The sequence below is a fragment of the Sorangium sp. So ce185 genome, assembly GCF_051526825.1.
Taxonomy (GTDB): domain Bacteria; phylum Myxococcota_A; class Polyangia; order Polyangiales; family Polyangiaceae; genus Sorangium; species Sorangium cellulosum_D.
The window spans coordinates 8,002,183-8,027,075 of record NZ_CP150316.1; the positions used below are offsets into that span (position 1 = coordinate 8,002,183).

Genomic DNA, 24,893 nt, shown 5'->3' on the forward strand with positions numbered 1-24,893 from the left:
CCCGGGCCGCCGCGCCTCGCCGGCAGCGCGCCCGCTCACGCCGACTCGGGCAAAGGCGCGAGCTCGGCGAGGAGCCGCTCCAGCATGCCCTGGGCCACCGGCTTCGTCAGGTGCGCGTCGAACCCCGCCGCGCGGGCGAGCTTCCGATCGTCGTCCTGGCCATAGCCGGTGAGCGCGACCAGGAGCGTCTTTCTCATGGCGCTCTCGGCGCGCAGGAGCCGCGCCACGCCATAGCCGTTCGTCGCCCCAGGGAGGCCGATATCGCAGAGGATCACGTCCGGCGGCGCCATGCGCGCGGCGGCCACGCCGTCGTCGCCGCTGTGCGCCACGGCGACGGCGTGGCCGCGGCGCTCGAGCAGCATGCGCAGGCTGTCGGCCGCATCGACGTTGTCCTCGATGATCAGGATGCGCCGCGCGCTCGCGCTCGCGCTCGCGCTCGCCGCTGCGCGCCGCGCGTCCGCCGCGCGCGGGGCCGCCGCGCCCAGCGGCAGCGTGATCGTGATCGCCGCGCCACGGCCGAGGCCAGCGCTCGCGGCGCGCACGCTGCCGCCGTGCAGCTCGACCACGCCCTTGACCAGCGCGAGCCCGAGCCCGAGGCCCCCGCGGCTGCGGGCGAGGCTCTGGTCGGCCTGGGCGAACGGCTCGAAGATCCGCTCCAGGACAGCCGGTTCCATGCCGATGCCGGTGTCCGCGACCTCGACGGAGACGACCCCCCGCGCGGGATGGGACGGCGCGATCGAGAGCCGGACGGAGCCGCCGTCGTCCGTGAACTTGTTCGCGTTCTGGAGCAGGTTGCCGATCGCCTGGGCGAGCCGGGTCGGGTCGGCCTGCAGCCATACCGGCGCGGGCGGCAGCGCGAGCTCGAAGCGCACGCCGCGCGCGTCGAGCAGCGATCGATAATCGAGCGCCGTGGCGCGGGCGAGCTCGACAAGATCGACGCGCTCGATGGACAGCGTGATCTTGCCCCGAGAGATGCGCGAGATGTCGAGCAGATCGTCGACCAGCCGGGACATGTGCCCGATCTGACGATCCATGATGGTGCGCGCGCGCTCGACGATCGGCGTCGGCGGGCCCGCCGCCTTGATCAGCTCGACGGCGTTCAAGAGGGGCGCGAGCGGGTTGCGCAGCTCGTGGGCGAGCATCGCCAGGAAATCGTCCTTGCGCCGATCCGCCTCCCGGAGCGCCTCCTGGGTCTGCCGGAGCTCGGCCACGAGGGCCGTGAGCTCCCGCTCGCGCGCGCGCAGCGCCTCCTCGGACGCCCGGCGGTGCGCGATCTCCTGCTCGGCGACCTCGTGCCAGCGCACCCGCTCGACCGCGAGCGCGCATTGCTGGGCAATGGAGAGGACAAATGCGTAATCGTCGTCGTCGAACGCGCGCGCGGCCGGAAAGCAGAACCCGAGCGAGCCGACCGTCCTCGACTCGAGGACGAGCGGGAACGCGGCCACGGCGCCCCCGTGCTCCACGCCGTGGACGCGGGCGAGGACCGGATAGCGCGCGTTCCGCTCCTCGCGCGTGGGCACGATGACGGGCGCGCCCGTGCGCGCCGCCTCGGCGACCGGCACGGGAGAATCGACCGGAACCTCGGCCCAGGCCTCCTCGGTGTCGACAGGGACGCCCTTGAAGCCGAGGTTGCGGAGCGAGGCGCCGTCGGCGGACAGGATCGCGACGACGCCCACCTCGGCGTCGAGCGCGGGCATGCCTTGATCGATGATGGTGCTCGCGATCTCGGTCAGGGTGCGGGCCCCCGCGAGCGCCGCGGTGATGCGCTGCAAGCGCAGGAGCCGCTCCACCACTCGCTCGTGGCGGCGCGAGGCGGACTCGGAGACGGACCCTGCGGAGGTGGGCTGCCCATCGAAGGATTGCATGGAGGCTCCGGGCGCCGACGAGCGTAGCGCAGGCCGGACCGCAAGCACGCCGCTCCGATCGGCGCCGCGCATGAAAAAGGATCCGCGGCGCGCCGCCCCCGGCGACGCAGGCGGCGCGGTGCGCCTGGCACGCCGGCGTCGCCCGGCAGCGCGCGATTCGACGACGCGAAATCCGCGCGCGAGGATTTCTCCGCCGCACGAACGGCAAGGCGGACGCCCGCGACGCGCCGGGCTCGCTAGAGCGAGAGCAAATAGGACGCCACCACCGCCGCTCGCTCGCTGCTTCGCTCGTCGAGGAACGCGCCGACCTCCTCGGCGAGGCCGGCGCGCTGCCCGTGCTCGCCGAGCGCCCGGAGGCGGGCCTTCACCCCCTCGCCAGCGAGAGCGTCGGCCACGCGCGCGTCGGCCACGCGCTGCTGGGCCTCCGCCGCGCGGATCGATTCCATCCACGCGCGCAAAATCGCGCGCGCCGCCTCCGGCCGCGCCGTCGGGCCGCCGGACGCGTGCAGGGCGACCACGCGCTCGAAGGCGGGCTGGAGGAGGCGCCACCGCGCTGCGGCCGGCCCGCCGGGCGGGACCGGCGCGAGGGCCTGCGCCTCGAGCCATGCGCGCAGGTCCGCGTGGCGATCGATCCAGCCGAGGTTCCGGTCGAGCGCGCGCGCGGCCTCCGCCGCGACGGACGCCGCGTCGATGGGCGTCGCGAGCGCGGGGTGCGGATCGTCGCCGCGCGTCTCGGGCGGGCCGATCTGCGCGGGCGTCGCGGAGAGCAGCCGGAGCAGGAGCCTCACCCGCCGCGCCTCGTCCACGCCGTCGAGGCGGAGCGCCACGCGCATCCGGCAGAGGGCCTCGGTGCTCAGGCGGACGCGCTCGCCGTCGAAGACGGGGGCGACGAGCGCGTCGAAGCGCCGGGACGCCTCGTCCGGCGGGAGCCACAGCCCGAGCTCCTCGAGCACGCGGCACCGCGACGGGTTGAAGCGCAGGATCGCGAGCTCGCCGTCGAGGTCGCGCACGCGCGCGAGCGCGTCGGCGGCCGCGACCTTCCCGCCCGCGGGCTCGGCGTCGAGCCAGTCGCCGAAGACCCGGAAGCGGTCGCGCCGGGGCGGCGGGAGGTCGGCCGGCGCGGCCGATCGCCGCGGGACCTCGAGGTCGTGGAGCGCCCCGCGCGCCACCTCGGCCAGGTCCCGCGCCGCCCCGGCGATCCCGCGCGCGATCGGGAGCTCGCCGCGCGCCGCGAGGACCCGGTCCACGAGCGCCCTGGCCTCGGGCCCGACGCCGAAGCGCGCTCCGTAGGCCCCCACGTCGGCGAGCCGGCGGATCGCGAGCTCCAGCGAGATCCGGTCCGCCGGGCCCTCCAGGCGCCGCGCGAGGTCGGGCACCCAGGCGCGCAGCAGCGACGGCCCCGCGCCGCGCTGCGCGCGCGCCGGATCGCCCCGCGCCGCCTCCTGGAGCAGCGCGGCCGCGGCGCCGTGGAGGAGGAGCTGCTCGCGCGCGTCGCCGCCGTCGCGGAGCCGGTCGAGCAGGAGCTGGCGGCCCTCCGGGTGGTGGCTCATGAGCCACGGCGCGGGGAGGCTCGCCAGGGCGAGCGACCTGACGAGCGATCGCGGCGGCGCCGGCCCCGGCTCCTCCGGGCCGAGCTGGTACGCGGTGATGCTCTCCTCGCGGCGCGTGACGAGCGGCAGGAGGGCGCCGGGGTCGCGCGCGGTGCGGAGGCGGGCGACGAGGAGGCGCGAGAACACGAGGGGCTCGCCGCGGAGCGCGGCCGCGCTCTCGTCGGCGAGCTCGTCGCTGCAGCGGGGCGCGCGGGCGAGGCCGCTCGTGTCCGGGAAGAGCCCGGGGATGGCCTCGAGGATGCGGGCGCGGACCAGCGGAGAGGGGGCCCGCTCGGCCCGGTCCCGCTCGCGCCGCATCAGCGCGAGCATCTCGTCCGCCGCCGGCCGCCCCACCCTCGGCGCGGGGCCGGTGAGGCAGCGGGGCGCGCCGGCGGTCGAGCTCGCCGCGCACGAGCACAGCGACAGGGCGAGGGCGGCGAGCGGGGCGAGGCGTCTCACGACGACGGTTGTACCAGCGGCGAGGCTGCCCTGCGCCCTGCGGCGCAACCCGGGTCGGGCCGCGCAGCGTCACGGCGACGCGACCAGCCGCGGTCCGCCGCGACCCGACCCAGGTCGTTCACCGCACCTCGAAGCGACGGCCCGCGTGGACCCGACCTACGAGGGCTGGCCGGTCGGCATGATCGTGACCTGCTGGAGGTTGACGCGCTTCGGCAAGCTCACGGTGAACGCGATGGCCTCGGCCACGTCCTCGGGGGTGAGCCACTCCATCTGCGACTTCGACCCCTCGAGCCAATCGCGCGCGCCGTGGAAGTCGACGTGGCTCTGCAGCTCCGTGCCGACGATGCCTGGCTCGATGGATGTCACGCGCACCCCCTTGGAGCCCAGCTCCGCGCGGAGGTGGATCGACAGGTGGGTCACGAACGCCTTCGTCCCGCTGTACACCGCGAAGGCCGGGAAGATGTTCTTGGCGGCGATCGACGAGATGTTCACGAGATCCGCCGGCCCCGGGCCGGAGCCAGCCTGCACGAGCGCCGACGTGAACGCGCCGATGACGTTCATGAGGCCCGTGATGTTGAGATCGATCTGCTGCTGCCACTGCTCGACACGCCTGGCCTCGATCGGGTTCGGCAGCATGACGCCGGCGTTGTTCACGACGATGTCCACGCGCCCGTGCCTCTCGATGACCTCGGAGGCCACGCGCTCGACCGCGCTCCGATCGGTCACGTCGACCTGCCATGCGGCGGACTCACCACCGCCCTTCCGGATGGCGTCGACGAGCGCATCGAGCCTCTCCTTCCGGCGAGCGAGCAACGCCACGCGCGCGCCGCGGGCGGCGAGCGCCTTCGCCGCCGCTTCCCCGATCCCGCTCGATGCGCCTGTGATGACGGCGACCCGTCCCGCGAGCGCGCCCTGGGCCTGCTGAACCATGTCTCACTCCTCTCGTTGGGGCCGCGCTCACCTGCGCGGCCCGTCGACGCGACAATAGATAGCCGCGACGGCCGGAAACGGAAGACACGGAACTATCAAAGGCATGCTCGATCCTATGAGCGAGGCGACGAAGCTCCTGGCGCCCTCTCGGCCAGGTGGGTAGGATGAGGGGATGTCGAGAGCCGCTCGATCGGGCAACTCGTTGGCTGCTGGAATCGCCGCGCTGGCGCGCCACGAGGGCTGCAACGGCACGCGCTATCCAGGCGTCGTCGTCTACCGCGTGACGGTCGCGGAGCCGCCCACGCCCACCCTCTACCCGTCCAGCTTGATCCTCGTGGGCGCGGGAGAGAAACAGGCAATCCTGGGCGACAAGGCGTTCGCGTACAACGCCGGCCACTACCTCGTGGTCACCTCACCGCTGCCGATGCTCTGCAGGACCGTCGCGTCGGCCGCCGAGCCCGTGCTCACCGTGGTTGTCGAGATCGAGCTCGCCCTCCTGCGCGAGCTGCTCCTCGAGGAGGACGCGCCGCCCGCGCCCCAGCCGGCGCGCCCCTCGCGCGGCGTGTTTCGCGCGCCGCTCCGGCGCGACCTCGAGGACGCCGGCGCCCGCTTGCTGGCTTGCCTGACCGATGAGCGGCGTACGCGAGCGCTCGCGCGGCAGACCATCCGCGAGATGCTCTTTCTCGTGCTCGACGGGCCGTATGGCGATTCGCTCCGGGCGCTCGCGGAGGGCCCGGTGAGCCAGCTCGCCCACGTCCTCCGCCATATGAATGCGCGATTCGCAGAGCGGATGAGGATCGGCGACCTCGCGCAGCTGGCGCACATGAGCGTCCCGACGTTCCATACACACTTCAAGGCGATGACCGGTTCCTCGCCGCTGCAGTACATGAAGGCGCTCCGGTTGACGCGCGCACGCCAGATGCTCCACGCCGGGGGCATGGTGAAGACCGTCGCGCACGACGTGGGTTACGAGAGCGAGTCACAGTTCAGCCGGGAGTACCGCCGGTTCTTCGGCTGGCCGCCGTCTGCGGACTCGCACGCAGCGCCGCGCGCACGTCGCGCCCTGCGAGGGGCGGACGGGGCGGGAGGAAAGGTCGTCCTGGACCGCGGACCAGCGGAGAGGGGGCCCGCTCGGCCCGGTCCCGCTCGCGCCGCATCAGCGCGAGCATCTCGTCCGCCGCCGGCCGCCCCACCCTCGGCGCGGGGCCGGTGAGGCAGCGGGGCGCGCCGGCGGTCGAGCTCGCCGCGCACGAGCACAGCGAGAGGGCGAGGGCGGCGAGGGGTGTCACGACGACCGTTATACCAGCAGCGAGGCGGTCCTGTGCCCTGCGCTCGTCCTGGCGGCCATTGCCCGCAGCGCGGGAGTTTGTTCCCGGGGGGTCGTGCCCAGCGAGGGCTTCCTCGGTCAGATCGGCCGGGTTAAGGCCGGTGGCCGCGCGGACGATGCGGAGCGCGGTCACGGACATGCTCGGGACGCGCACGCTGGCATTCGATTCGACGATTGCTGTTCCTGTCGTAGCGCGCGGACTCAGCGAGCGTGCTTGAGGCGTGGACGATTGCACCGGCCGCTGGCGCGGGTCCCGGCTCTGACTACGTTTGCTGTGTCATGCGATATCGCGCCGCTCTCGCCGTGTTCCTGGCGTCCGTTCTTGCAGTCATCAGCGCCTGGGCCGGGCGCCCGCTCCCGGCGCCCACGCCCGTTGGCCGGTCCATCAGCGGGCAGGAAGCCGAGGCGGCTCATCGGGCCATCGAGCACCCCGGCGAGCGCAGCCTGCGCGCCGAGGCACCGAGCTCCGCGCGGGCGCATGACCTCCAGCTTGCCAACGAGGACGTCGCCGCGCCGGAGACCGTGACGTTGAGCGGCGTGGTCGTGGACGCTGCGGGCGCGCCGGTCGCCGACGCCGTGGTCGCAGCCATCAGGGAGGAGACACTCAAGCCCGCGCGCATCGTGCGGACCGACGTCGCCGGCCGCTTCGGCGTCGAGATCCCGAGCGGGACCTGGGCGCTGACGGCAACCAGCGAGCGCGGCACCGCCGCCTACTGGACGTCGCGATCGGTCGACAGGCCTACCGAGGCCCGGATCGAGCTCGGCGAGGCCGGCTTCACGCTGACTGGCAGGGTCCGGCTCGTCGGCAAGCCCACCGGCGAGGTGCACGTCCTGGCCATGCGCATCAGCGATCTGATGGGCGACAGCTTCGTCGTCCCCCTCCGCGCGGACGGCTCCTACCGCGCGCGCCTGCCCGCGGCCAGCGGCTACCTGCTGACCGTGCTCGCCGAGGGCGCAGTCAGCGCGCCGGTGCTCACCGAGAAGAGCGAAGATCAGACCCTGGATCTCGAGGCGACCTTCCCCGGCCCGCCGAGCGCCGAGGTCGTCGCGTGGGTCAAGAAGAGCGCCGTGCCGCTCGCCGCCGTCGAGGCCGGCCACGGCTTCGACGACATGCGGCCGCTCGACGCGCTCATCGGCGACGCGCGCGTCGTGGCCCTCGGCGAGGCCACGCACGGCACGCGCGAGTTCTTCCAGATGAAGCACCGCATGCTCGAGTACCTCGTCGAGAAGAAGGGCTTTCGCCTGTTCGCCATCGAGGCCAACCAGCCCGAGGCGCGCAAGGTCAACGAGTATGTGCTGTACGGCAGAGGCAGCGCGGCCGAGGTGCTCGCCGGTCTGTACTTCTGGACCTGGAACACCGAGGAGGTGCTGGCGCTCATCGAGTGGATGCGCGCATACAACGCCCATTCCAAGCACAAGGACAAGGTTCGTTTCGCCGGCTTCGACATGCAGGTCACCAAGGTCGCCTGGTCCAATGTGGCCGCGTACCTTGAGAAGGTCGACCCGGAATACCACAAGACGCTGCCGCCCGGTCTGGCCGTCTTCGGCCACATAGAGGCGAGCACCGCGTGGACCAAGCTGTCGGCCGAGGAGCGCAAGTCCGCGCGCGCCGCGCTCGACGCCGTGGTCGCTCGCATCACCGAGAGGCGCGACGACTACGAGAAGAAGTCGAGCGCCGCGGAGTGGGCCGACATGCTGCATGACGCGCGCATCGCGCAGCAGGCCGCGGACATGTTCGAGGCCGACGCCACGGAGGGGAACGTGAGCGGATTCAACGTACGCGACCGAGCGATGGCCGAGAACGTCGGCTGGCTGCTCGATCAAGAGGGCCCGAGCGCCAAGATCGTCCTCTGGGCCCATAACGGCCATATCGCCTACGAGATGAAGCCCTTCGTCAGCATGGGCTCGCATCTCGCCGCCGAGTACGGCGAGCAGTACCTGCCCATCGGCTTCATGTTCTCGGAGGGCTCATTCCAGGCCATCGACTGGACCGGCGGCGACCGCCGCCTGCGCGAGTTCACCGTGGGCCCGCCGCCCGAGGCTGACGTCAGCACCGCGTTCACGCGCGCCGGCTACCCGATCGCATTCCTCGACCTGCGGACGCTGCCCGCCGGCGCCGTCGCCGCCTGGTTCGCCGGACCCCGGCCCATGCGCGAGATCGGCGCCGTCTTCAGCGGCGAAGCGGAGATGAGCAGCCCCACCCGCCTCGTGGACCGGTTCGCCGCGGTGATCTTCGTGCAGAAGACGACGCGGGCCCGGCCGAACCCGCCGAGATAGCGCGCCCTCGTCGTCTTCAGGGCCGTCCGCGCTCCAGCAGATGCACCGCCCAGCCGTCGCGGCCGCGCTCGAGCGCAAGGACGGCGTCGCGCCGCCGCCGGGATGACGACGCCGCGGAGCGCGGGCGCCCTGCGTGGCACACCCGCGACCGTGGTGTCGCGACGCGCCGGCCGCCGCAGCGCGAGATCGCTGCTGCGCTCGCTGGAACGCGCTTTGCGTCGGTCGCCGGCCGGAGGGACGAGATGCGGAACATGATGATGGGAGCTGGCATGCTCCTGGCGGTCGGATGCGGGGCGGACCTGCCCGAGGGCTGGGAGGACGCGGAGGCGATCGAGGGGCTCACCCAGAGCGAGTGCACGGCGAGCGCGTACGACACGACGGTGAAGGAGACGCTCGCGGCGACGCCCGAGCGCGGGGCCGTTCACGTCGATTACGGCGCCGCGCATTTCCGCTGCGCGCAGGAGGTCGAAGGCTTCGTCCGGATCGCTGGAGGCAAGGTCGACGTGCTCGTACAGCCGGTCGACATGGACCCGAGCGGCGTCGCCGGGTGCGACTGCCGGTACGACATCGGCATGACGATCAAGGGCCTGGGCAAGGGAGCCGTCGCGGTCGAGCTCTACCGCCGCTGGGACAACCTCAACGAGCCGAACGATCCCGTGAAGATCGGCTCCGCAGAGGTCGAGATCCCCTGAGGGGCGCGCGGAACGCTCCGCGGCGTACGGTCAACGGGACCGGAGCTTGGGCGGGCGCTCCCGTCGTCACCATGCGCTTCACCCAGGACCAGCGCCGCGGCGCCGCGAGAACGACAGGGAGCGTCCGCGCCGCCGTCTCTCGCGCTACGCTTCCCGCGTGACACCCCGGCCAGTCTTCGTCGATCGCGCCCTGTCCGCCCGCATCGAGGCCGCCGAGGCAGCGAAGGTCGAGGCCGCCGCGCTCGAGGTCGCCGCGCGGCTCCCGGCGCGGCGCGCCGCCGTCGCCGTCATCGCTGGCGGCCGCGCCGCGTTCGTCGCCCCGCACATCCGGCTCTCGCGCGCCGCCGGCCTCGGCATGAGCGGCCCGGTCGAGGCGCGCGACGTCGAGGCCCTCGAGGACTTCTACGCCTCGCGCGGCACGGCGGCGCGCATCCTGGTCTCGCCCTTTGCCCACCCTTCGCTGCTCGCGCGGCTCGGGGAGCGCGGCTTCCGCCTGGACTCGCTCGACGCGGTGCTCATGCGCACCCTCGCCCCGGACGCCGAGGTCCAGGGGCCGGAGCCGGCCGCGGACGGCGGCGTGGTCGTGCGGCGCGCGGCGCGCGACGAAGGCGCGGCGTGGGTCGCGGCCTCGCTCTCCGCGTTCGCCGCGCCGGGCGGGCCGCAGCCCGATCGAGGCGACATCTTCGACGCGTGCTTCCACGACCCCGGGTCGACGTACTTCTTCGCGTCGTCGACCGACGGCGCGGTCGCCGGCGTCGGCGCGGTCTACGTGCACGAGCGCGTCGCGCTCCTGTTCGCGGGCGGCACGCTCGAGGCCCACCGCGGCCGGGGCGTGCAGCGCGCCCTGATCGACGCCCGCCTCGCGCACGCCCGCGACGCCGGGTGCGACCTCGCCTACTCGGTGGCGCAGGCGGGGAGCACCTCGCAACGCAACCTGGAGCGCGCGGGCCTCGTGGCCGTGTACTCGCAGGCGGAGCTCAGCAAGTCCTTCGCGTGAGCCCTGCCCCCGGGGAAGAGGGGGCTCGGGAGCGCCTCATCGATGCGCCCGTCGGTAGTGCTCAAATTTGCCCGGAGAGAGTTCACATGAAGGCGGGAAGGCAGGAAGAACATTGATCTCTTCTTCCCGCCCTCCCGCCTTCATGTTCAATTTTGAGCACTGCCCGCCCGTCAGGCCCGGGCGGCGAAGGGGCAGCCGCCGGCCCGCATCGCGGCCGCGAGGGGCTCGGCCGCCGCCGGTTCCGCTGCTTCCGCCCGCCCCGCCGGCGCCGGGCGCGCCGTCCTCACCGGCTCCCGGCGCTTCAGGATCATGCGCATCCCGTTCACCGGCTGCAGCGAGATGAAGCCGCGGCAACGCGGGTCGAAGCCCGGCACCAGCCGGAGCCGATACCGCTGGAGCGCCATCGCCACCATGATCTTGCCCTCGAGCTGCCCCATGAACTCGCCCAGGCAGATCCTCTGTCCGGCGCCGAACGGGATGTAGGCGAGCTTGTCGTCCGCGCTCCGCCGGTGGTTCGCGAAGCGCTCGGGCTTGAACTCCAGCGGATCGCTCCAGAACTCCGGGTGCCGGTGGGTGACCCACGGGACGATGGCCACCGTCGACCCCGCGGCGACGCGGTAGCCGCCGAGGACGTCGTCCTCCAGCGGGCTGCGCAGGATGAACGGCACGGAGGGCAGGAGCCGGAGGCACTCGTTGAAGACCATCGCGAGGTACGGCATCGACTCGAAGTCCCTGGCCGTCGGGGCCCTGCCGCCGAGGACGCGGTCGATCTCGTCGGTGAGCCGGGCGCACACCTCCGGGCGCCGCGCGATCTGGTAGAGCGCCCAGGAGGCGGTGACGCTCGAGGTCTCGTGCCCGACCATCAGGATGGTCTTGATCTCGTCCCGCAGCTGCGCGCGATCCATCTTGGCGCCGGTCTCGGGGTCGACCGAGTTCATGAGGCGCACGAGCACGTTGTCCGCGTCGCCCGCGCCGCGCTGGTAGCCGTCGATGATGTCGTCGATCACGGTGTGCACGCGGTGCATGGCCCGTTGAAAGCGCACGTGGCTGGGCAGAGGCCACGACAGGGGCGGGTTGACCAGCGAGTACATCCGCTTGAGCGCGATCGACAGCGCGTACTTGAACGCCTCGCGGACGGTGTCCGTGTGGGCCTGCAGCGCGGCGCCGAAGAACGCCTCGCCCGCGATGCCGAACGTCACGTCCATCATGTCGTCGTTGATGTCGCGCTCGAACTCCCCCGGATGGGCGTCCCAGCGCCGCAGCACCGCTTCCATGTGGTCGACGATGATGGGCACGAACTTGAGCGTGTTCGCGTGGTTGAACTGCGGCTGCACGTGCCGGCGCTGGCGCCGCCAGAGCTCGCCCTCGCTGTTCACGAGGCCCCAGCCGAGCACGTGGGCGAGCTCGTGATACCGCTTGCCCTTGGGGTAGTTCCGGATGTTCGCGCGAAGGACATGCGCGATGTCGTTCGGGTGAAACGCCATGATGAAGTCCTCGGCGCCGGGCGCGCGCAGGCGCACGACGTCGCCGTACCTCGCGAAGAGGTCCTCGTAATGGCGCATGTCGCCGGTCCTGAAATTCGCCAGGTACCGCAGGCTGGCGAGCGGGCCGGGGCCCGGGGGCTGCCGATCGAGATTGGCACTCATGAGTCCTCCTTCTCCACGAGCTGAAAGGAAGCCGACGCGAGCCGGCGCGCGCCGACGCGGGCCGAGCGCAGCCCGGCGCTGGCCGTCAGATGCACAGCGAGCCCCCGCCGTCGACCGTGAGGGTCGCGCCGTTGATCATCCGCGCCCCGTCCGACAGGAGCAGCAGCACGGCGTCGGCGACGTCCTCCTCGGTGCAGAGCCGTCCGCCCGGCGTGCGCGACTCCCAGTACGGGAGGATCCGCTCGTGATCCGGGTAGTTGCTCGTCACGTGGCCGTAGATCGGCCCGGCGGAGACGCAGTTGACCTGCACGTTGCGCGGGGCGAGCTCGACGGCGAGCGCGCGCGTGAGCGACTCCACCGCGGCCTTCACCGCGCCCATGGCGCCGAAGTGCTCGAGGTACCGCGACGATCCGTTCGACGACAGCGCGACGATGCGCCCGCCGCCGTGGCGCTCCATCAGGCGCGCCGCGCGCAGGGCGCACTGGTGGTAGCCGATGACGTTCGTGCGGAACGCGAGCTCCCAGTGCTCCGGGGTCGTCTGCTCGAGGGGGCCGAACCGGCCGTTCGACGCGTTGCTGACGAAGTGGTGCAGCTCGCCGACGTCGCGCGCGATCGCCTCGAAGAGCTTGTCGACGTGCGCGGGGTTGGCGACCGAGCCCCAGACGTGCACCGCGTCGCCGCCGGCGCCGCGGATCTCGTCGGCGACCGCGTCGCCGTCGTCGCGCGAGTGGAAGCTGTTGACGACGACCCGCGCGCCGGCGCGCCCGAGCTTCGTCGCGATGGCGCGCCCGAGCCCGCGGCTCGATCCGGTCACGAGGATCGTCTTGCCCGCGAGCGCGGCCCCGGGCGCCGGGGTCGCGCGCCGCGCGGCGGGGGCCGCCGGCGCGCGCGCCGAGGCGGCCTGGGCGGGCGGCGGCGCGCCGAGGAGGCGCGCGAGGTCGCCGACCGTGCGGGCCTCGTCGAGGGCCCCCGCGAGGCCGTCCGGCAGGGCGCCGCGCTGCCGGAGGAGCGCGCGGACCTCGTCGCGGCGGCGGCGGTCGATCCCGAGGTCCTCCTCGAGCCGCGCGTCGGGGACGAGCAGCTCGGCCGGGTGGCGCGTCGCGTCCGAGAGCGCCTGGACCACGGCGCGGAGCGCCTCGCCCGCAGCGGCGGCGCTCGCCGCGCCGTTGCTCGCGGTGGATCCGCTGGCCGGCTCCGCGTGGCCGTTGGCCCGCCCGGTGGGCTCCGCGAGGCCCCCGACCTGTCCGGCGGGCTCCGCGAGGCCCCCGACCTGCCCGGCGGGCTCCGCGTGGCCGTTGGCCCGCCCGGCGGGCTCCACGTGCCCGCCGATCTGTCCGGCGGGCTCCACATGGCCGTTCGCGTGCCATCCGCCCCCCGCGACGTCGGCCCACGGCGCGACGTCGGAGCGCGCCGTGAGCGTGCGCGAGAGGAGGTCGCTCACGCGGGCGACCGTGCGCAGCTCGTCGGGCGTCGCCTTGAGCGCGTCCGAGAGGCCGAAATCCGCGCGCAGCGTCGCGAGGATCTCTCCGCGCTTCACGGAGTCGATGCCGAGGTCCTGCTCCAGGTCGGCGTCGGGGACGACGACCTCGTCCGGGTAGCGCGTCATGCGCACGAAGACGGAGCGAACGTGTTCGAGGAGATCTTGAGCCTGCATCGTCGAAACCTCGTGGTTGTTGAGAGCCATTCATCCAAGAGCGGTGGCCGGAGGGACCGGCACGGTCGCGAAGAGCGCGAACGCGCCGGTCAGCACGGCCCGGCCGAAGAACTGCGCGCCCCGCGCGGTCAGCGCGAAGGCGCGGACGGAGGGCGGCGCGAGGCGCGCGCCTCCCGGCGGGAACGCGACGTCGATGTCCCGGAAGGAGAACCGGGCGGGCAGATCGAGCGCCCCCGTCTTGTAGAGCGCCTCCTTCGCGCTCCAGAGCAACGTCTCGAGCGCGGCGCGCGGGGCGCCCGCCGCGGCGCCGCGCGCGAGCCCCTCGCGCTCGCGCGGCGTGAAGTGCTCGTCGGCGAAGGCGGCCGCGCGCGCCTCGACCCGCTCGACGTCCACGCCGACGGCGCGCGCCGTGGTGACCGCCGCCGCCGCGAGGTCGCCCGCGTGGGAGAGCGACAGCGCGAGCGCGCCGTCCTCGAAGCGCGGAGGGCCGCCGCCGGGCCCCGTGACGGCGCAGGCGAGGTAGTCCGCCCGCGGGTGCGCCTCGAGCGCGGCCGCGTCGAGCGCGACCAGCGGGGCGCGGCGGCCGGCGGCGAGCTCCAGCCGGAGCCACTTCGCCGCGACGCGCGCGCACGCGGACTGCGCCCGGCGGGCGGCGGCGCGCTGGCCGGCGCACGCGCGGCGCTCGCCGGCCGTCAGGTAAGGCTCGAGGCGCGCCGCCGCGGCCTCGTCGGCCCGGACGACCGCGATCGCGAGCGGCGGCGTCACGGCGCCCCCAGCGGCAGCGACGCCGGCGCGGCCGGGCGCGCGTCGGCGGCCACGCGGCCCACCGCGAGCCCCACGAGCCCCTCGAGGTCGAGGAGCACGCCGCCCGCCGGGTCGAGCGCCTGCGCCCACGCGCCGAGGACGCGGTCGCCCGCGGCGGTCGGGGCCGCGGCGACGAGCCGGACCGGGCCGCCCGCGTCGCGGATCGCGAGGTCGTTCGCGGCCGCGCCGAAGCGGATCCGGTCGACGCCGCCCGCGGCGCACACCGGGAACGCGCCCGCCTCGTCGCGGCGCAGGACGCCGAGCGTCAGGAGGGCGTCGAGCAGGAGGAACGGCGTGGCGGCCGCGCGCAGGCGCGAGAGGGCGCGGTCCTTCGGGGGGCGGAACCGGGCCGACGTGAGCGCGGCGCCGAGCACGAAGGTGCCGAGGTGGTCGAACCAGCCCGCGTGCCGGAGCGGGGCGCCGGGGCTCGCGTAGGGATCGCGGAACGCCGGCCCGTCGACGCGCCCGGCGTGGCGCGGGGCGATGACGTCGCGGCTTGTGTCGATCGCGCCGAGCTCGACGACGCAGGTCGCGAAGGGCACGCCGGCGCGGAGGACCAGCCCCGACCGGTGGACGAAGTCGCCGCGCACCTCGACGGCGCACGCGACGCGGCCGCCGTCGAGCCGCTCGCTCCGGGTCGTCACCGTGCGCACCTCGCGGGCCGCGTCGTCGGGCAGGCGCAGCAGCTCGAGGAAGCGCACGTCGCGCACCTCGCGGACCACCGCGCCGGCGTCGGCCGCCGCGAGCGCGTGCCGGACGGCCAGCTCGACGAGGAAGGCGCCGGCCGCGACCGCGGAAGAGCGCGCCCGGTGGTCGGAGAGCCACGGATCGACGCGCGGATCGAGCGTCCACGCGCGCTCCTCTGGGCCCCCCGGCGCGCCCGCCGCCGCGGCGCGCGGGCCGGGCGCGGCGGCGGCGCGCGGGCCGGACGCCGCGATGCGCGGGGCGAAGCGCTCGATCTCGCTGTCCGTGAGCAGCACCTGGGCCGCGCCGACGGGGCGCTCGGCCGCGAGGTCGAGGAAGATCTGCCGCCCCTCCTCCGGCTCGATGCCCCGGAGCGCGCGCGCCGCGCCGAGCGCGCTGTACTCGGACCCGGCGGTCATGCCGACGCCGTTCCAGCCGAGCCACGCGATGCTGGACCACGGGCCGGCGTCCGCCTCGGCCGCGAAGCACGCGGCGGCGCGGTTCATCGCCTCGTTGGCCGCGCCGTAGTCGGGCTGCCCGTCGTTGCCGAGCACGCTGAACGCCGACGTGACGAGGTGGACGTGCGGCCGGGCGGCGGGCAGGTGGCGCGCGAGCGCGCGCCGGAGGTGGCCGAGGCCCGCGAGCTTCGTGTCGACGATCCGCTCGAAGAGCTCCAGCGATTTCGACGTGAGCCGGCTCGACACCTGGATGCCCGCGCCGTGCACGATCAGGTCGACGCGGCCGTAGGCCGCCGCGACCGCGGCCACGGCGCGCTCGACGTCCGCCGCGCTCGTGACGTCGGCGGCGTGGTAATCGACGCTCCCGCCGCGCGCGCGCAGGTGGGTCAGGACGCGGTGCGCCTCGCGCGCCGCCCGGATGCGGCCGTAGCGCTCGCGCAGCGCGGCCATCCGCACGCCGCGGCCCTCGCGCAGCGCCTCGGCGTAGAAGTCCCGCTCGTACGCGTCGAGCTCCGCGTCGGTCATCGCGAGCGTGCGCGGGGGGGCGTCCTCCAGCCGCGATCGGCCGAGGAGCACCGCGCGGCAGCCGAAGCGATCGAGCAAGGCCTCGACGAACTGCGCCGTGATGCCCCGCGCGCCGCCCGTCACGAGCGCGACCGCGTCGGGGCCGAGCGGCGAGGCCGCGCGCGCGGGCGGCGCCGAGGAGGGGCGGGCGAGCTGCACCACGTGCCGCACGCCGCCGAGATCGACCACCTCCTCGGGGGTGGCCGGCCGGGTGCGCCGCCACTCCTCGAACAGCGCGCCGAGCGCCGCCGCGGCGTCCTGCGCGTCCGTGTGGACGACGCGCACGTCGCCGCCCGGCAGCTCGCGCGCCAGCGACTTCACGAAGCCGCCGACGGCGCCGCTCGCCGGCGCGAGCCGCCCGGCCGGGTCCACCGCGCCGACGACGACAGCGGCGAAGGCCACGTCGCCGCGCGCCACGGCGTCGTAGTAGCGGCGCGCCGCGCCGAACAGCGCGCGCAGCGCCGGCCGGTACGAGCCCGGCGCGCCGTCGACGAACGCGCGCGCGTCCTCGGCGCGGGTGAGCACGACGACCGCGTCGACGTCATCGGGCGCGAGGGCCCGGAGGGACGCGCTCAGCCGCTGCTCGTCGCTGGCGTCGATCGACGGCCCGCCGCCGCCGGCGGCCTCGGACGCCGGCGCGGCGAGCCCGCGCGCGGCGTCGAGCGCCGCGTCGCCGGCGAGCTCGAGGACGCGCGCGCGCTCCTCGGCGGAGCGTGCGGCGCGCCGCACGTCCGCGGCCAGGGCCGCGTCGGCGCAGACGTAGAGGACGCGGGACGGGACGCGCGCCGCGGGACCTGCGGCCGGCACGCGCGCGATCTCGGGGACGTAGCAGTGGATCGGCGTGCCCGTCGCGAACCCCGAGGGCGCTGGCGCCGGCGCGACGCGAGACGGCGGCGCCGCGCGCACGCCCTCGGGGGGCGCGACCTCGACCGCGCGGGCGTCCGAGGGCCATCGCACGGCGGCGGCGGCGCCGTGCGCGCCCGCGCCGCGGATCGCCTCGAGGAGCTCGACCGCGCCCTCGGCCCCGCGCAGCCGCGCGCGCGGGCGGCCCGGCCCGCTGACCAGGAGCTCGCGGCCGGCGAGAACGCCCTCCGCCGCCCCCGCCGCGGTGGAGGGCGCGACGCGGAGGCGCGCGAGCACCGGAAAGGCGTGGCGCGCCGCGGTCTCCTCGGTGCACAGCGCGACGAGCAGCGCCCCCTCGCCCACCGGCCGCGGATCGCGGGTCGCCGACGCGCCGCGCGCGACGTCGTCGCTGAACGCGTTGACGGCGCCCGCCAGCACGACCTCGCAGTCCTCGTCGAGCACGAGATCGGCGGCCGCGAGCGCGTCGAGCAGCGAGGCCTCGGAGGTGTCGACGACGAAGTTCGGCCCGCGCAGGCCGAAGACGTTGGCGACGCGCCCGGAGATGACGTTGGGCATGTTGCCCGGCTGCGTGTACGGCCCCGTCGCGGGCGAGCCCGTGCGGAGCGCGTCGACCGTCGCGGAGGCCAGCGCCGGGCTCACGCCGCGCGCGCGGAGCGCCCGCGCCACGCGATCGGCGAAGATCCGCTCGTTCGCGCGCGCGCCGCGGCGCGTCTTGCCCTCGTGGCCGACGACGACGCCGATGCGCTCGCCGAGCTCGCGCGCGGGCAGCGCCGCGAGCGCCCTCTCCGCGGCCATCGCCGCGAGCAGCTGCGTCGGGTCCATCGCCTCGAGCGCGTCCGGGAGGACCGGCGCGCGGGCCGGCAGCCGTAGCGCGCGCTCGTCGAACGCGAGCGCGTCCGAGGGCGCGTCCGCGGGCGCGCCGCCCTCGCCGGGGAACACGGCCCCCAGCCCGACGACGCACAGCGCGCGGGCCTCGCCGCGCGGGCGCGGGCGCGGGGCGTGGCGGCCCGGCCGGTGCTCCTCGACGACGAGGTGGGCGTTGGTGCCGCCGAAGCCGAAGCTGTCGAGCCCGGCGCGCAGCGGCGCGCCGCCGTCGGCGGTCCACGGGGCGGCCGCCGTCGGGATGGCGAACGGCGAGCGCGCGAGGTCGATGCGCCCGCTCGGCGCCCGGAACCCGTGCTGCGCGAAGATCGTGCGCTCGCGGATCGCGAGCACGACCTTGATGAGCGACGCGACCCCCGCGGTCCAGCCCGTGTGGCCGAGCAGCGACTTGACGCTGCCGAGGGCGATGCGCGGCGCGCCGTCCTCGCCGGCGAACACCTCGGCGAGCGCCGTGTGCTCGGTCGCGTCGCCGACGGGCGTCGCGGTGGCGTGCGCCTCGACGTACTGCACGGAGCGCGGCGCCACGCCGGCGGCCGCGTAGGCGCGCCGCATGGCCAGGCTCTGCCCGCGGCTCTGCGGCACGGTGACCGACGGGCTCGGGCCGTCGCTCGACACGCCGCTGCCGAGCAGCACCGCGTCGACGCGATCGCCCCGCGCGCGGGCGTCGTCGAGCCGCTCGAGCACGACCACGGCGGCGCCCTCGCCGAACACCACCCCGTCGGCCGACGCGTCGAACGGGCGGCTGCCGGTCGCGGAGAGCCCGCCGAACTGCGAGAACTGGCAGGCGTTGGTCGGGCCGGGCTGGTAGGCGCCGCCGGCGATCACGACGTCGGCGAGGCCGCGGCGCAGCATCGCGGCGCCGAGGTGCACCGCGTGCATCGACGACGCGCAGGCCGCGTCGACCACCACGGTGCGCACGCCCTCGCGCACGACGTCGCGCACGACGCGCGCGAGCGGCTCGACGTGGCCGCGGCACGCCGCGCGGCGCTCCGCGTCGAGCCCGAGCTCGCCCGCCAGGGCCTCCGCGACGGCCGCGCGGTCCGCCGGGTCCGCGGCGACGCCGGCGAGCGCGCGCTCGACGCCGAGCAGCAGCGTCGCCTCGTCGTGCTCGATCGAGCCGTCCGCCGTCGACCCGAGGAGGCACGCGATCCGGAGCGGCGCGCCGTCGCGGAGCACGGCCGCCTGCGCCTTTGCCTCGGCGAGCGCGCACGCCAGCATGCGGGCCGTCTTGGGCAGCCGCGCGAGGGTGCGCGCGTCGTACCCGGTGCGCTCGGCGTACGGCCCGAGCGCGTCGACCGTGCCGACCAGCAGGCTGTAAGTCTTGTCGGCGGCGCGGCCGGCGCTCAGGAAGTCGGTCGCGAGCTCCGGGTGTCGCGCGCCGGTGTCGGCGATGCCGCACGTCCCCGACCGCAGCTGCGCGAGGTAGGCGTCGACGCCGCCGGACCCCGGCAGCACCGCGCCCATGCCGACGATGGCGATCGGCGCGGCGCCCGCCGGCGCGGCGGGGTCGTCGTGCGGGCTCGCCTCGGGCGCGGCGGGGCTCGCGGGCGCGACGGCGCTCGCCGGCACCGCGGCGCTCGCCGGCGCGGCGCCCTCGCGCGGGCGGCGGTCGTCCCGCTCTTCCCCGGGGAGCGCCGCGACCGCCGTCAGCGCGTGGCCGGCGGCGCGCAGCGCCTCGACCGCGCGCCGGTGCTCGGCCACCACGTCCTCTCCGGCGCGGAACGTCGCGATCACGCGCAGGTCGGGCCCCGGCGGCGCGCTCCGTCGTACGAGGGCGGTCAGGGCGCTGCCGCCGCCGCACTCGACGAAGGTGCGGCAGCCCGCCGCGTGCAGGTCGCGCACGGCCGCTCCGAAGTCGAGCGGCGTCACGAGGTGCATGGGGAGCAGGCGCGCGGGCGCGAGCGCGCCCTCGCCGTAGTGGACGCGATCGATCGGCGAGTACGTGGCCAGCGCCGGCCGCGCCGCGCCCGCGCGCAGGGCGGCGCTCGCGAACGGGCCGACCGCCGGCGCGAGCAGGGGCGAGTGGAAGGCGTAGCGGCTCGCGAGCACGGTCGCCCGCACGCCGGCGCCCTCGAGCCGCCGCTCGAGCGCCGCGATGCCGTCCGCCGTGCCCGAGGCGACCGCCTGGTCGGCCGCGTTGATCACCGAGACGAACACGTCGTCCCGGCCGAGCGCCCGCACCTCGTCGCGCAGCCGCTCGGCGCCGGTGTGCGCCGCGAGCATGCGGCCGGGCGGCGCGCCGCGCAGGGCGAGCACCCGTCGGCCCACGAGCTCCGCGGCCGTCGCGAGCGAGAAGGCCCCCGCGGCGGCCAGCGCCGCGATCTCCCCGAGGCTGTGCCCCGCCACGACGTCCGGCTCGAGCCCGGCGGACCGGAGCAGCGCGACGGCGACGTAGTCCTGGACGAGGATGCCGAGCTGATCGAGGTCGGCGCACGCGTCGAGGGCGGCCCGCGCCTCCTCCTCGCCGGCGGCCACGAGCGCCGCGAGCGACGCGCCGAGCAGCGCCCGCGCCGCGGGCTCGGCCTCGGCGACGGCCGCGCGCGCGGCGTCAAAGCGCGCGTGGAGCGCGCGCAGGAGCCGGAGGTCGAACGAGCCCTGCCCGGGCAGGAGCAGGGCGACCTTCGCGGCGCCTCCGCGGCCCGCCGGCGCGGGCGCTTCCCCTGGCGCGGCCTCGTCCGCCGCGCCCGCCGCGCCCGCCGCGCTCCATTGCGTGCGGTGCGGGCGCGACGCGTGCAGCGGAGCGCGCGCGACCTCGACGGCGTGCCGGAGGAGGCGCTCGGGGAAGAGCTCGCGCAGCGCGGAGCCGCCGCGCAGGGCGAGCTCGACGAAGCGCTGGTGCGGCACCTCTTCGTCGAGCGCCCCGACGTGCATCGTCACGGATCCGGGCAGCGGCGCGAGCTCGTCGCTCGTCGCCCCGACGGCGACGATCCGCTGGTAGCCGCACGCCACGGGCTCGCCGTCGAAGCGGACCGTGCGGAAGTACCCGTACGCGCTCGAGCGCGTCACGGCGCCGAGGGTCATGAAGATCGCGACGCGCTCGCCCACGCGGACCGGCGAGAGGTTCCGGCTGTAGCCCTCGGTGGTGAGCAGCCGGATCGCGGCGCGATCGTCCTCGTGCGGGAGCGAGCCGTCCGCGGCCTCGGCGAAGTAGAGCGTCTCGCGCGCGATGCACTGGAAGCGGAAGTTGGTGAGGTAGTGATGGCTCCCGTAAGCCATGCTGTCCTCGAACTTCACGCAGTACGGAACGACGAAGAACTCGCCCATGGATCCTCTCCACGCAGCCCGCTCGCGCGCGGCGTCGACGCACGCCTGGCACCGCGTGCCAGCCGATGCTCCGTGCGTCCCTCGCCGCCCCGCGGTCCGGGCTGTCGAAATAAGTGTACCTACACCTAAAATGCGCGGCGCGGGCCCACGGCCGCCGGCCGCGCACCCGAGCCGCGGGCGCGCGCCTCGGCGCCGTCGCGGCCCGGGCAGCGAATATCGAGCGATCGACCGACGGATCGGTCAGCGCGCGCCGGGGCCTCCAGGACCCGGCGACGAGCCAGCGATGAAGCGGGGAATGCCGCCCCGCATCGTAGGGATAGGTGTACCTGCACCTGTACAGATGTCAAGCAGTTCGGGACGTCCCAGATGGCAGCTCGACCCGAAACGGTGTAGATACACTTGTGGTTGATTTTGCCCGTGCCTCCGAGATCATCGCGAGCCAGTGCGCCCTCGTGCGCGTGCGCCGCGCGTCGCGCGCGCTGACGCGGCTCTACGACGAGGCGCTGCGGCCGTCGGGGCTCCAGGCGACGCAGCTCACGATGCTCGTCGCGGTCGCGACGTGCGGCGACGGGGGCGTGAAGCTCGGCGCGCTCGCCGACGGCCTCGTCATGGATCGCACGACGCTCACGAGGAACCTCGCGCCGCTGGAGAGGGCGGGCCTGCTCCGCGTCGCGCGCGCGCCCGACGACGCGCGCGTCCGCCTCATCTTCCTGACGCGCCAGGGAGAGCGCGCCATCGAGGCGGCGTTCCCGCTGTGGGAGCGGACCCAGAAGCACGTCCGCGAGCGGCTCGGCCCCAGCGAGGCCGACGCGCTCCGCGAGGAGCTCGGCCGCGTCGTGGCCCTGGCCGCGCGCCCCGAGAAGGCGCCCGCGTCGGAGCGGCCGGCGCGGCCGGCGAAGGCGCCGGCGCCGGCGCCGGCGCCGGAACGGCCGGCGCGGCCGGCCAAGCGCAAGGCGAAGCGACGATCGCCGGAGGCGCGATAACGACGGCGCGGCGCCGCCAGAGCGCCGTGCGAGGAGCGCTCAGCGCTCCCGGAAGGCCTGGAAGAAGACGTCGGCCTGCGAGTGCCTCTGACCCGAGATCGGGTTTTTGGGGTGGCGTGGCTCCCTGATCAGATTGCGCAGGTCGCCCCAGGCCGAATAGAGCTTTCTTCGCTCCGACGTGACGTCGAGATACTCGCCGAGGCAGTAACACGGCCGCACGACCCGATCGAAGTTCGTCGTCGGGAAGTTGTCATCGACAGGCGGGTCCAGCGGGATGTTCGTCGGCGCGAGGCGGAAGGAGGTGTCCGTGACGTGCTGCCTGTCGCCGTCGCCGAACGACGCCCCGCGCTCGAACGAGCTTGCCATCTCCACGTCGACGGACCTGTCGCGGTTCTGCGTGTAGTAAACGATGTGCACGTGGCTCGGGTCGTTGCCGACGGTCACGGCCGGGAGCACGTGATGGATGTTCTCCCCGGCCGTGGAGGTGACGGGGATCGGCCGCGTCCACGTCCGCCCGCGGTCGTCCGAGCGGAGGAGGAAGATGTTCGAGCCCGAGTCCGCCTCGCCGACGGTCTCGCTGGTGGACGCCGACCAGGCCAGGTAGACGACCCCGCCGCGCGCCGCGAGCGTCGGCTGGACGATGAGGCGCGAGGCGTGCACATACGTGGGCAAACCGCCCCGCCCCGCGCGGCGCGGCCCGTCGGTGATGGCCAGGCGGACACCGCCGTCATCGCCGCAATCGATGCGCTCGCCGGGCTGGACCACGGGCAGGAGGGTCGGGTCCGGGGCTCCGGGGAGATTAAACTCCACGAACTCGAACGTCTCGCCGGCGTCACGGGACACCAGCATCCTTATGAAATCGGCGTCCAGGTCGCTGAATTGAAGGAACGGCAGGTAGAGCGTGCCGTCGTCGGGATCCACGAAGGGGTTCGTGAACTGGATCGCGTCCTGCAGGGGCGCGGGCTCCGTCTCCACTTCGGGAACGAAGACGACCTTCGATGTCCAGGTCACGCCGCCGTCGGTCGAGCGCGCGAAGCGGAGCTCGCTCCGGACGGGCGCCTCCGGGGGCTGGAAGCTGGTCCAGGTCACGTAGAGGTTGTCGCGTCGCCGGCGTACCGGATCGGGGCCCACGGCCAGCCAGCTCTTGTCGGCCCCGTCGTCCTGGGCCACGAACACCGCATCGGTCCACGTGCGGCCGCCGTCGGTCGATCGGTTGGCCTGCACGCCCCCCTGGCCCTCCGCGTCCTCGGTGAGCCCGACGAAATGGAATACCCCACGGCGATCCGAGCGCACGACGGGATCGCCGAGCGTCCTCGTGCTCCCGGGCAGCGGGGGGATGAAGCCGCTCTCCCAGGTCACGCCGCCGTCGTTCGAGGTCGAGAAGCCGGAGAAGAACATCCTCTGGAACACGACCGCGCCGCCCTCCACGACCGGCTCCACGCCGGCGGACGTGTTGTAGGCGACGACGATGTTGCGATCATGCGCGGCGATCGAGGTCTCGCTCTGGGTCACGTTGACGAAGGGGCGTGTTGGTGGGTCGGTCCGAAGCACGTGAATCCGGTCGAGCGCCGGGTCGTTGACCTGAACGTTCTCTCCGATCGTCCGGATCGACGGCGGATATTCCGGCCAGTGATACCGGACCGCTCGCTCGGCGATCGTCGCGCGCTCGCGGCCGGCGAGCGTCGTGGGCGCGTTGAGGCTCGCGTCGCGCGTGGACAGCGGAACGCCGTTCTTCATCACGGTGCCGAGCGCGAGATCGTGGCTCTCCGCGAGCGGCGCCTCGTCGCGCTCCGGCTCTTGCGAGCACGCCGGGAGCGCGGGCACCGCCGCGAGGAGCAGCGCGAGATGAACGATGTTCGATCGTGAGGAACGCATGAGACCTCCTTGGACTGGACGACTCCGTCGAGCACACGATCGCGCTCGCGCTCATCGTCCGCGTCGGAGCGGCAGCCAGGAGCTGCCGCTGAAGAGAGCGCTCCGCGACGACCTGCGCCCGGCGCGGCGGCTCCCTCGCCCGGCCGAGCGATCTCGAGATCGCGGAGAGTTCTTCATACTACCTGTCCACCAAGGGTGGTGCAACTCGCAGAACCCACGAACTCCACGTTTGATTCGGACGCCCTCTGGAGCGCCGCCGCACGAGATGAACCGACTCAGGAGCTCGCTCCGCGCGCTGGCGCGCGAGCGCCGGAGCGGGCGGACGCCTCCATCGCCGCCCGGGGCGCATCGGCGCCAGCGCGGATTGACGGGCAGCGCCGCGGGTTCGAGAGTCGAAGGGCGCAAACCTCGCCGGAGCGCGCACGAACGAGAGAAGGAGGACACCATGGACTTCGAGGTGGCACCGCTCCCCTACCCCAAGGACGCGCTGGAGCCCGCCATGAGCCGGGAGACGCTCGAGTTTCATTACGAGAAGCACCACAAGGGCTACATGTCGAAGCTCAAGAGCCTGATCGACGGCAAGCCCGAGGCGAACGCGAGCCTCGTCGATCTCGTGCGCGCGAGCTCTGGCGCGGTGTTCAACAACGCAGCTCAGGTCTGGAATCACACCTTCTTCTGGGAGGGCATGAGGCCGGACGGCGGCGGCCCACCGCCCTCGGGGGACGTGGGCGATCTCATCGCGGGGCTCGGCGGCTGGGAGAAGTTCCGCGGCGACTTCATCGCCGCCGGCGTCGCGCGCTTCGGCTCGGGGTATGCGTGGCTCGTGCTCGACGGCGGCAAGGGCAGGCTCGTCGACACGCCGAACGCAGAGACCCCGCTCACGACCGGCGCGGCGCCGCTCCTCACGTGCGATGTCTGGGAGCATGCGTATTACCTCGATCACCGCAACAACCGACAGCGCTTCCTGGAGGTGTTCCTCGACAGGCTCGTGAGCTGGGACGCCGTCGCCAGGAACCTCCGCGCCGCGTCGTAGCAGGGCCCGAGCAGGCCGAGCGGCTGCCGGCGACGATGAAGAGCGA

The 24,893-nt window shown here is 74.7% G+C and carries 14 protein-coding genes; 6 read left to right on the top strand and 8 right to left on the bottom strand.

Annotated features, from left to right (window positions below):
• Positions 1-35 precede the first annotated feature (35 nt).
• The 3 genes from WMF26_RS29310 to WMF26_RS29320 all read right to left on the bottom strand — a co-directional run bounded on the left by WMF26_RS29310 (position 36) and on the right by WMF26_RS29320 (position 4,843).
• Positions 36-1,865: an ATP-binding protein gene (locus WMF26_RS29310; protein WP_437995370.1), complete on the bottom strand. Its 1,830-nt coding sequence runs from the start codon at positions 1,863-1,865 to the stop codon at positions 36-38.
• A 236-nt stretch (positions 1,866-2,101) separates the two neighbouring features.
• Positions 2,102-3,913: a hypothetical protein gene (locus WMF26_RS29315; RefSeq protein ID WP_437995371.1), complete on the bottom strand. Its 1,812-nt coding sequence runs from the start codon at positions 3,911-3,913 to the stop codon at positions 2,102-2,104.
• 156 nt (positions 3,914-4,069) lie between these two features.
• Positions 4,070-4,843, bottom strand: coding sequence for an SDR family oxidoreductase (locus WMF26_RS29320; protein ID WP_437331703.1), 774 nt, complete (start codon positions 4,841-4,843; stop codon positions 4,070-4,072).
• Between the two features lie 172 nt (positions 4,844-5,015).
• Here WMF26_RS29320 and WMF26_RS29325 point away from each other — a divergent pair, with 172 nt between their 5' ends.
• The 4 genes from WMF26_RS29325 (at position 5,016) to WMF26_RS29340 (ending at position 10,136) form a co-directional block, all read left to right on the top strand.
• A complete protein-coding gene (locus WMF26_RS29325) occupies positions 5,016-6,056 on the top strand; it encodes an AraC family transcriptional regulator N-terminal domain-containing protein (protein WP_437995372.1) in 1,041 nt (346 codons plus the stop codon).
• Between the two features lie 393 nt (positions 6,057-6,449).
• Positions 6,450-8,447 carry an erythromycin esterase family protein gene (locus WMF26_RS29330; RefSeq protein WP_437995373.1) on the top strand — a complete coding sequence of 666 codons (1,998 nt, stop codon included), beginning with the start codon at positions 6,450-6,452 and terminating at the stop codon, positions 8,445-8,447.
• A 251-nt stretch (positions 8,448-8,698) separates the two neighbouring features.
• Entirely contained in the window at positions 8,699-9,139 is a 441-nt protein-coding gene (locus tag WMF26_RS29335; RefSeq protein WP_437995374.1) for a hypothetical protein, read from the top strand.
• Positions 9,140-9,296: 157 nt separating this feature from the next.
• Positions 9,297-10,136, top strand: coding sequence for a GNAT family N-acetyltransferase (locus WMF26_RS29340; protein ID WP_437995375.1), 840 nt, complete (start codon positions 9,297-9,299; stop codon positions 10,134-10,136).
• 170 nt (positions 10,137-10,306) lie between these two features.
• On the opposite strand, the gene WMF26_RS29345 is transcribed toward WMF26_RS29340, so the two are convergent.
• From WMF26_RS29345 to WMF26_RS29360, 4 genes are all read right to left on the bottom strand, one after another.
• Positions 10,307-11,782: a cytochrome P450 gene (locus WMF26_RS29345; protein ID WP_437995376.1), complete on the bottom strand. Its 1,476-nt coding sequence runs from the start codon at positions 11,780-11,782 to the stop codon at positions 10,307-10,309.
• 85 nt (positions 11,783-11,867) lie between these two features.
• Positions 11,868-13,436 (bottom strand): SDR family oxidoreductase, encoded by a 1,569-nt coding sequence (locus WMF26_RS29350; protein WP_437995377.1) that lies wholly within the window; start codon positions 13,434-13,436, stop codon positions 11,868-11,870.
• A gap of 30 nt (positions 13,437-13,466) precedes the next feature.
• Positions 13,467-14,201 carry a 4'-phosphopantetheinyl transferase superfamily protein gene (locus WMF26_RS29355; protein WP_437995378.1) on the bottom strand — a complete coding sequence of 245 codons (735 nt, stop codon included), beginning with the start codon at positions 14,199-14,201 and terminating at the stop codon, positions 13,467-13,469.
• On the bottom strand, positions 14,198-20,956 hold the full coding sequence (locus tag WMF26_RS29360) for an SDR family NAD(P)-dependent oxidoreductase (RefSeq protein ID WP_437995379.1): 6,759 nt from the start codon (positions 20,954-20,956) through the stop codon (positions 14,198-14,200). The genes WMF26_RS29355 and WMF26_RS29360 overlap by 4 nt, the downstream gene beginning before the upstream one ends.
• A 401-nt stretch (positions 20,957-21,357) precedes the next feature.
• Between WMF26_RS29360 and WMF26_RS29365 the strand changes: the two genes are divergently transcribed.
• Positions 21,358-21,939, top strand: coding sequence for a MarR family winged helix-turn-helix transcriptional regulator (locus WMF26_RS29365; RefSeq protein ID WP_437995380.1), 582 nt, complete (start codon positions 21,358-21,360; stop codon positions 21,937-21,939).
• A gap of 39 nt (positions 21,940-21,978) precedes the next feature.
• Here WMF26_RS29365 and WMF26_RS29370 read toward each other — a convergent pair whose 3' ends face one another.
• A complete protein-coding gene (locus WMF26_RS29370) occupies positions 21,979-23,814 on the bottom strand; it encodes a sialidase family protein (RefSeq protein ID WP_437995381.1) in 1,836 nt (611 codons plus the stop codon).
• A 445-nt stretch (positions 23,815-24,259) separates the two neighbouring features.
• Between WMF26_RS29370 and WMF26_RS29375 the strand changes: the two genes are divergently transcribed.
• Entirely contained in the window at positions 24,260-24,847 is a 588-nt protein-coding gene (locus WMF26_RS29375) for a superoxide dismutase (RefSeq protein WP_437995382.1), read from the top strand.
• The last annotated feature ends 46 nt before the right edge of the window (positions 24,848-24,893 follow it).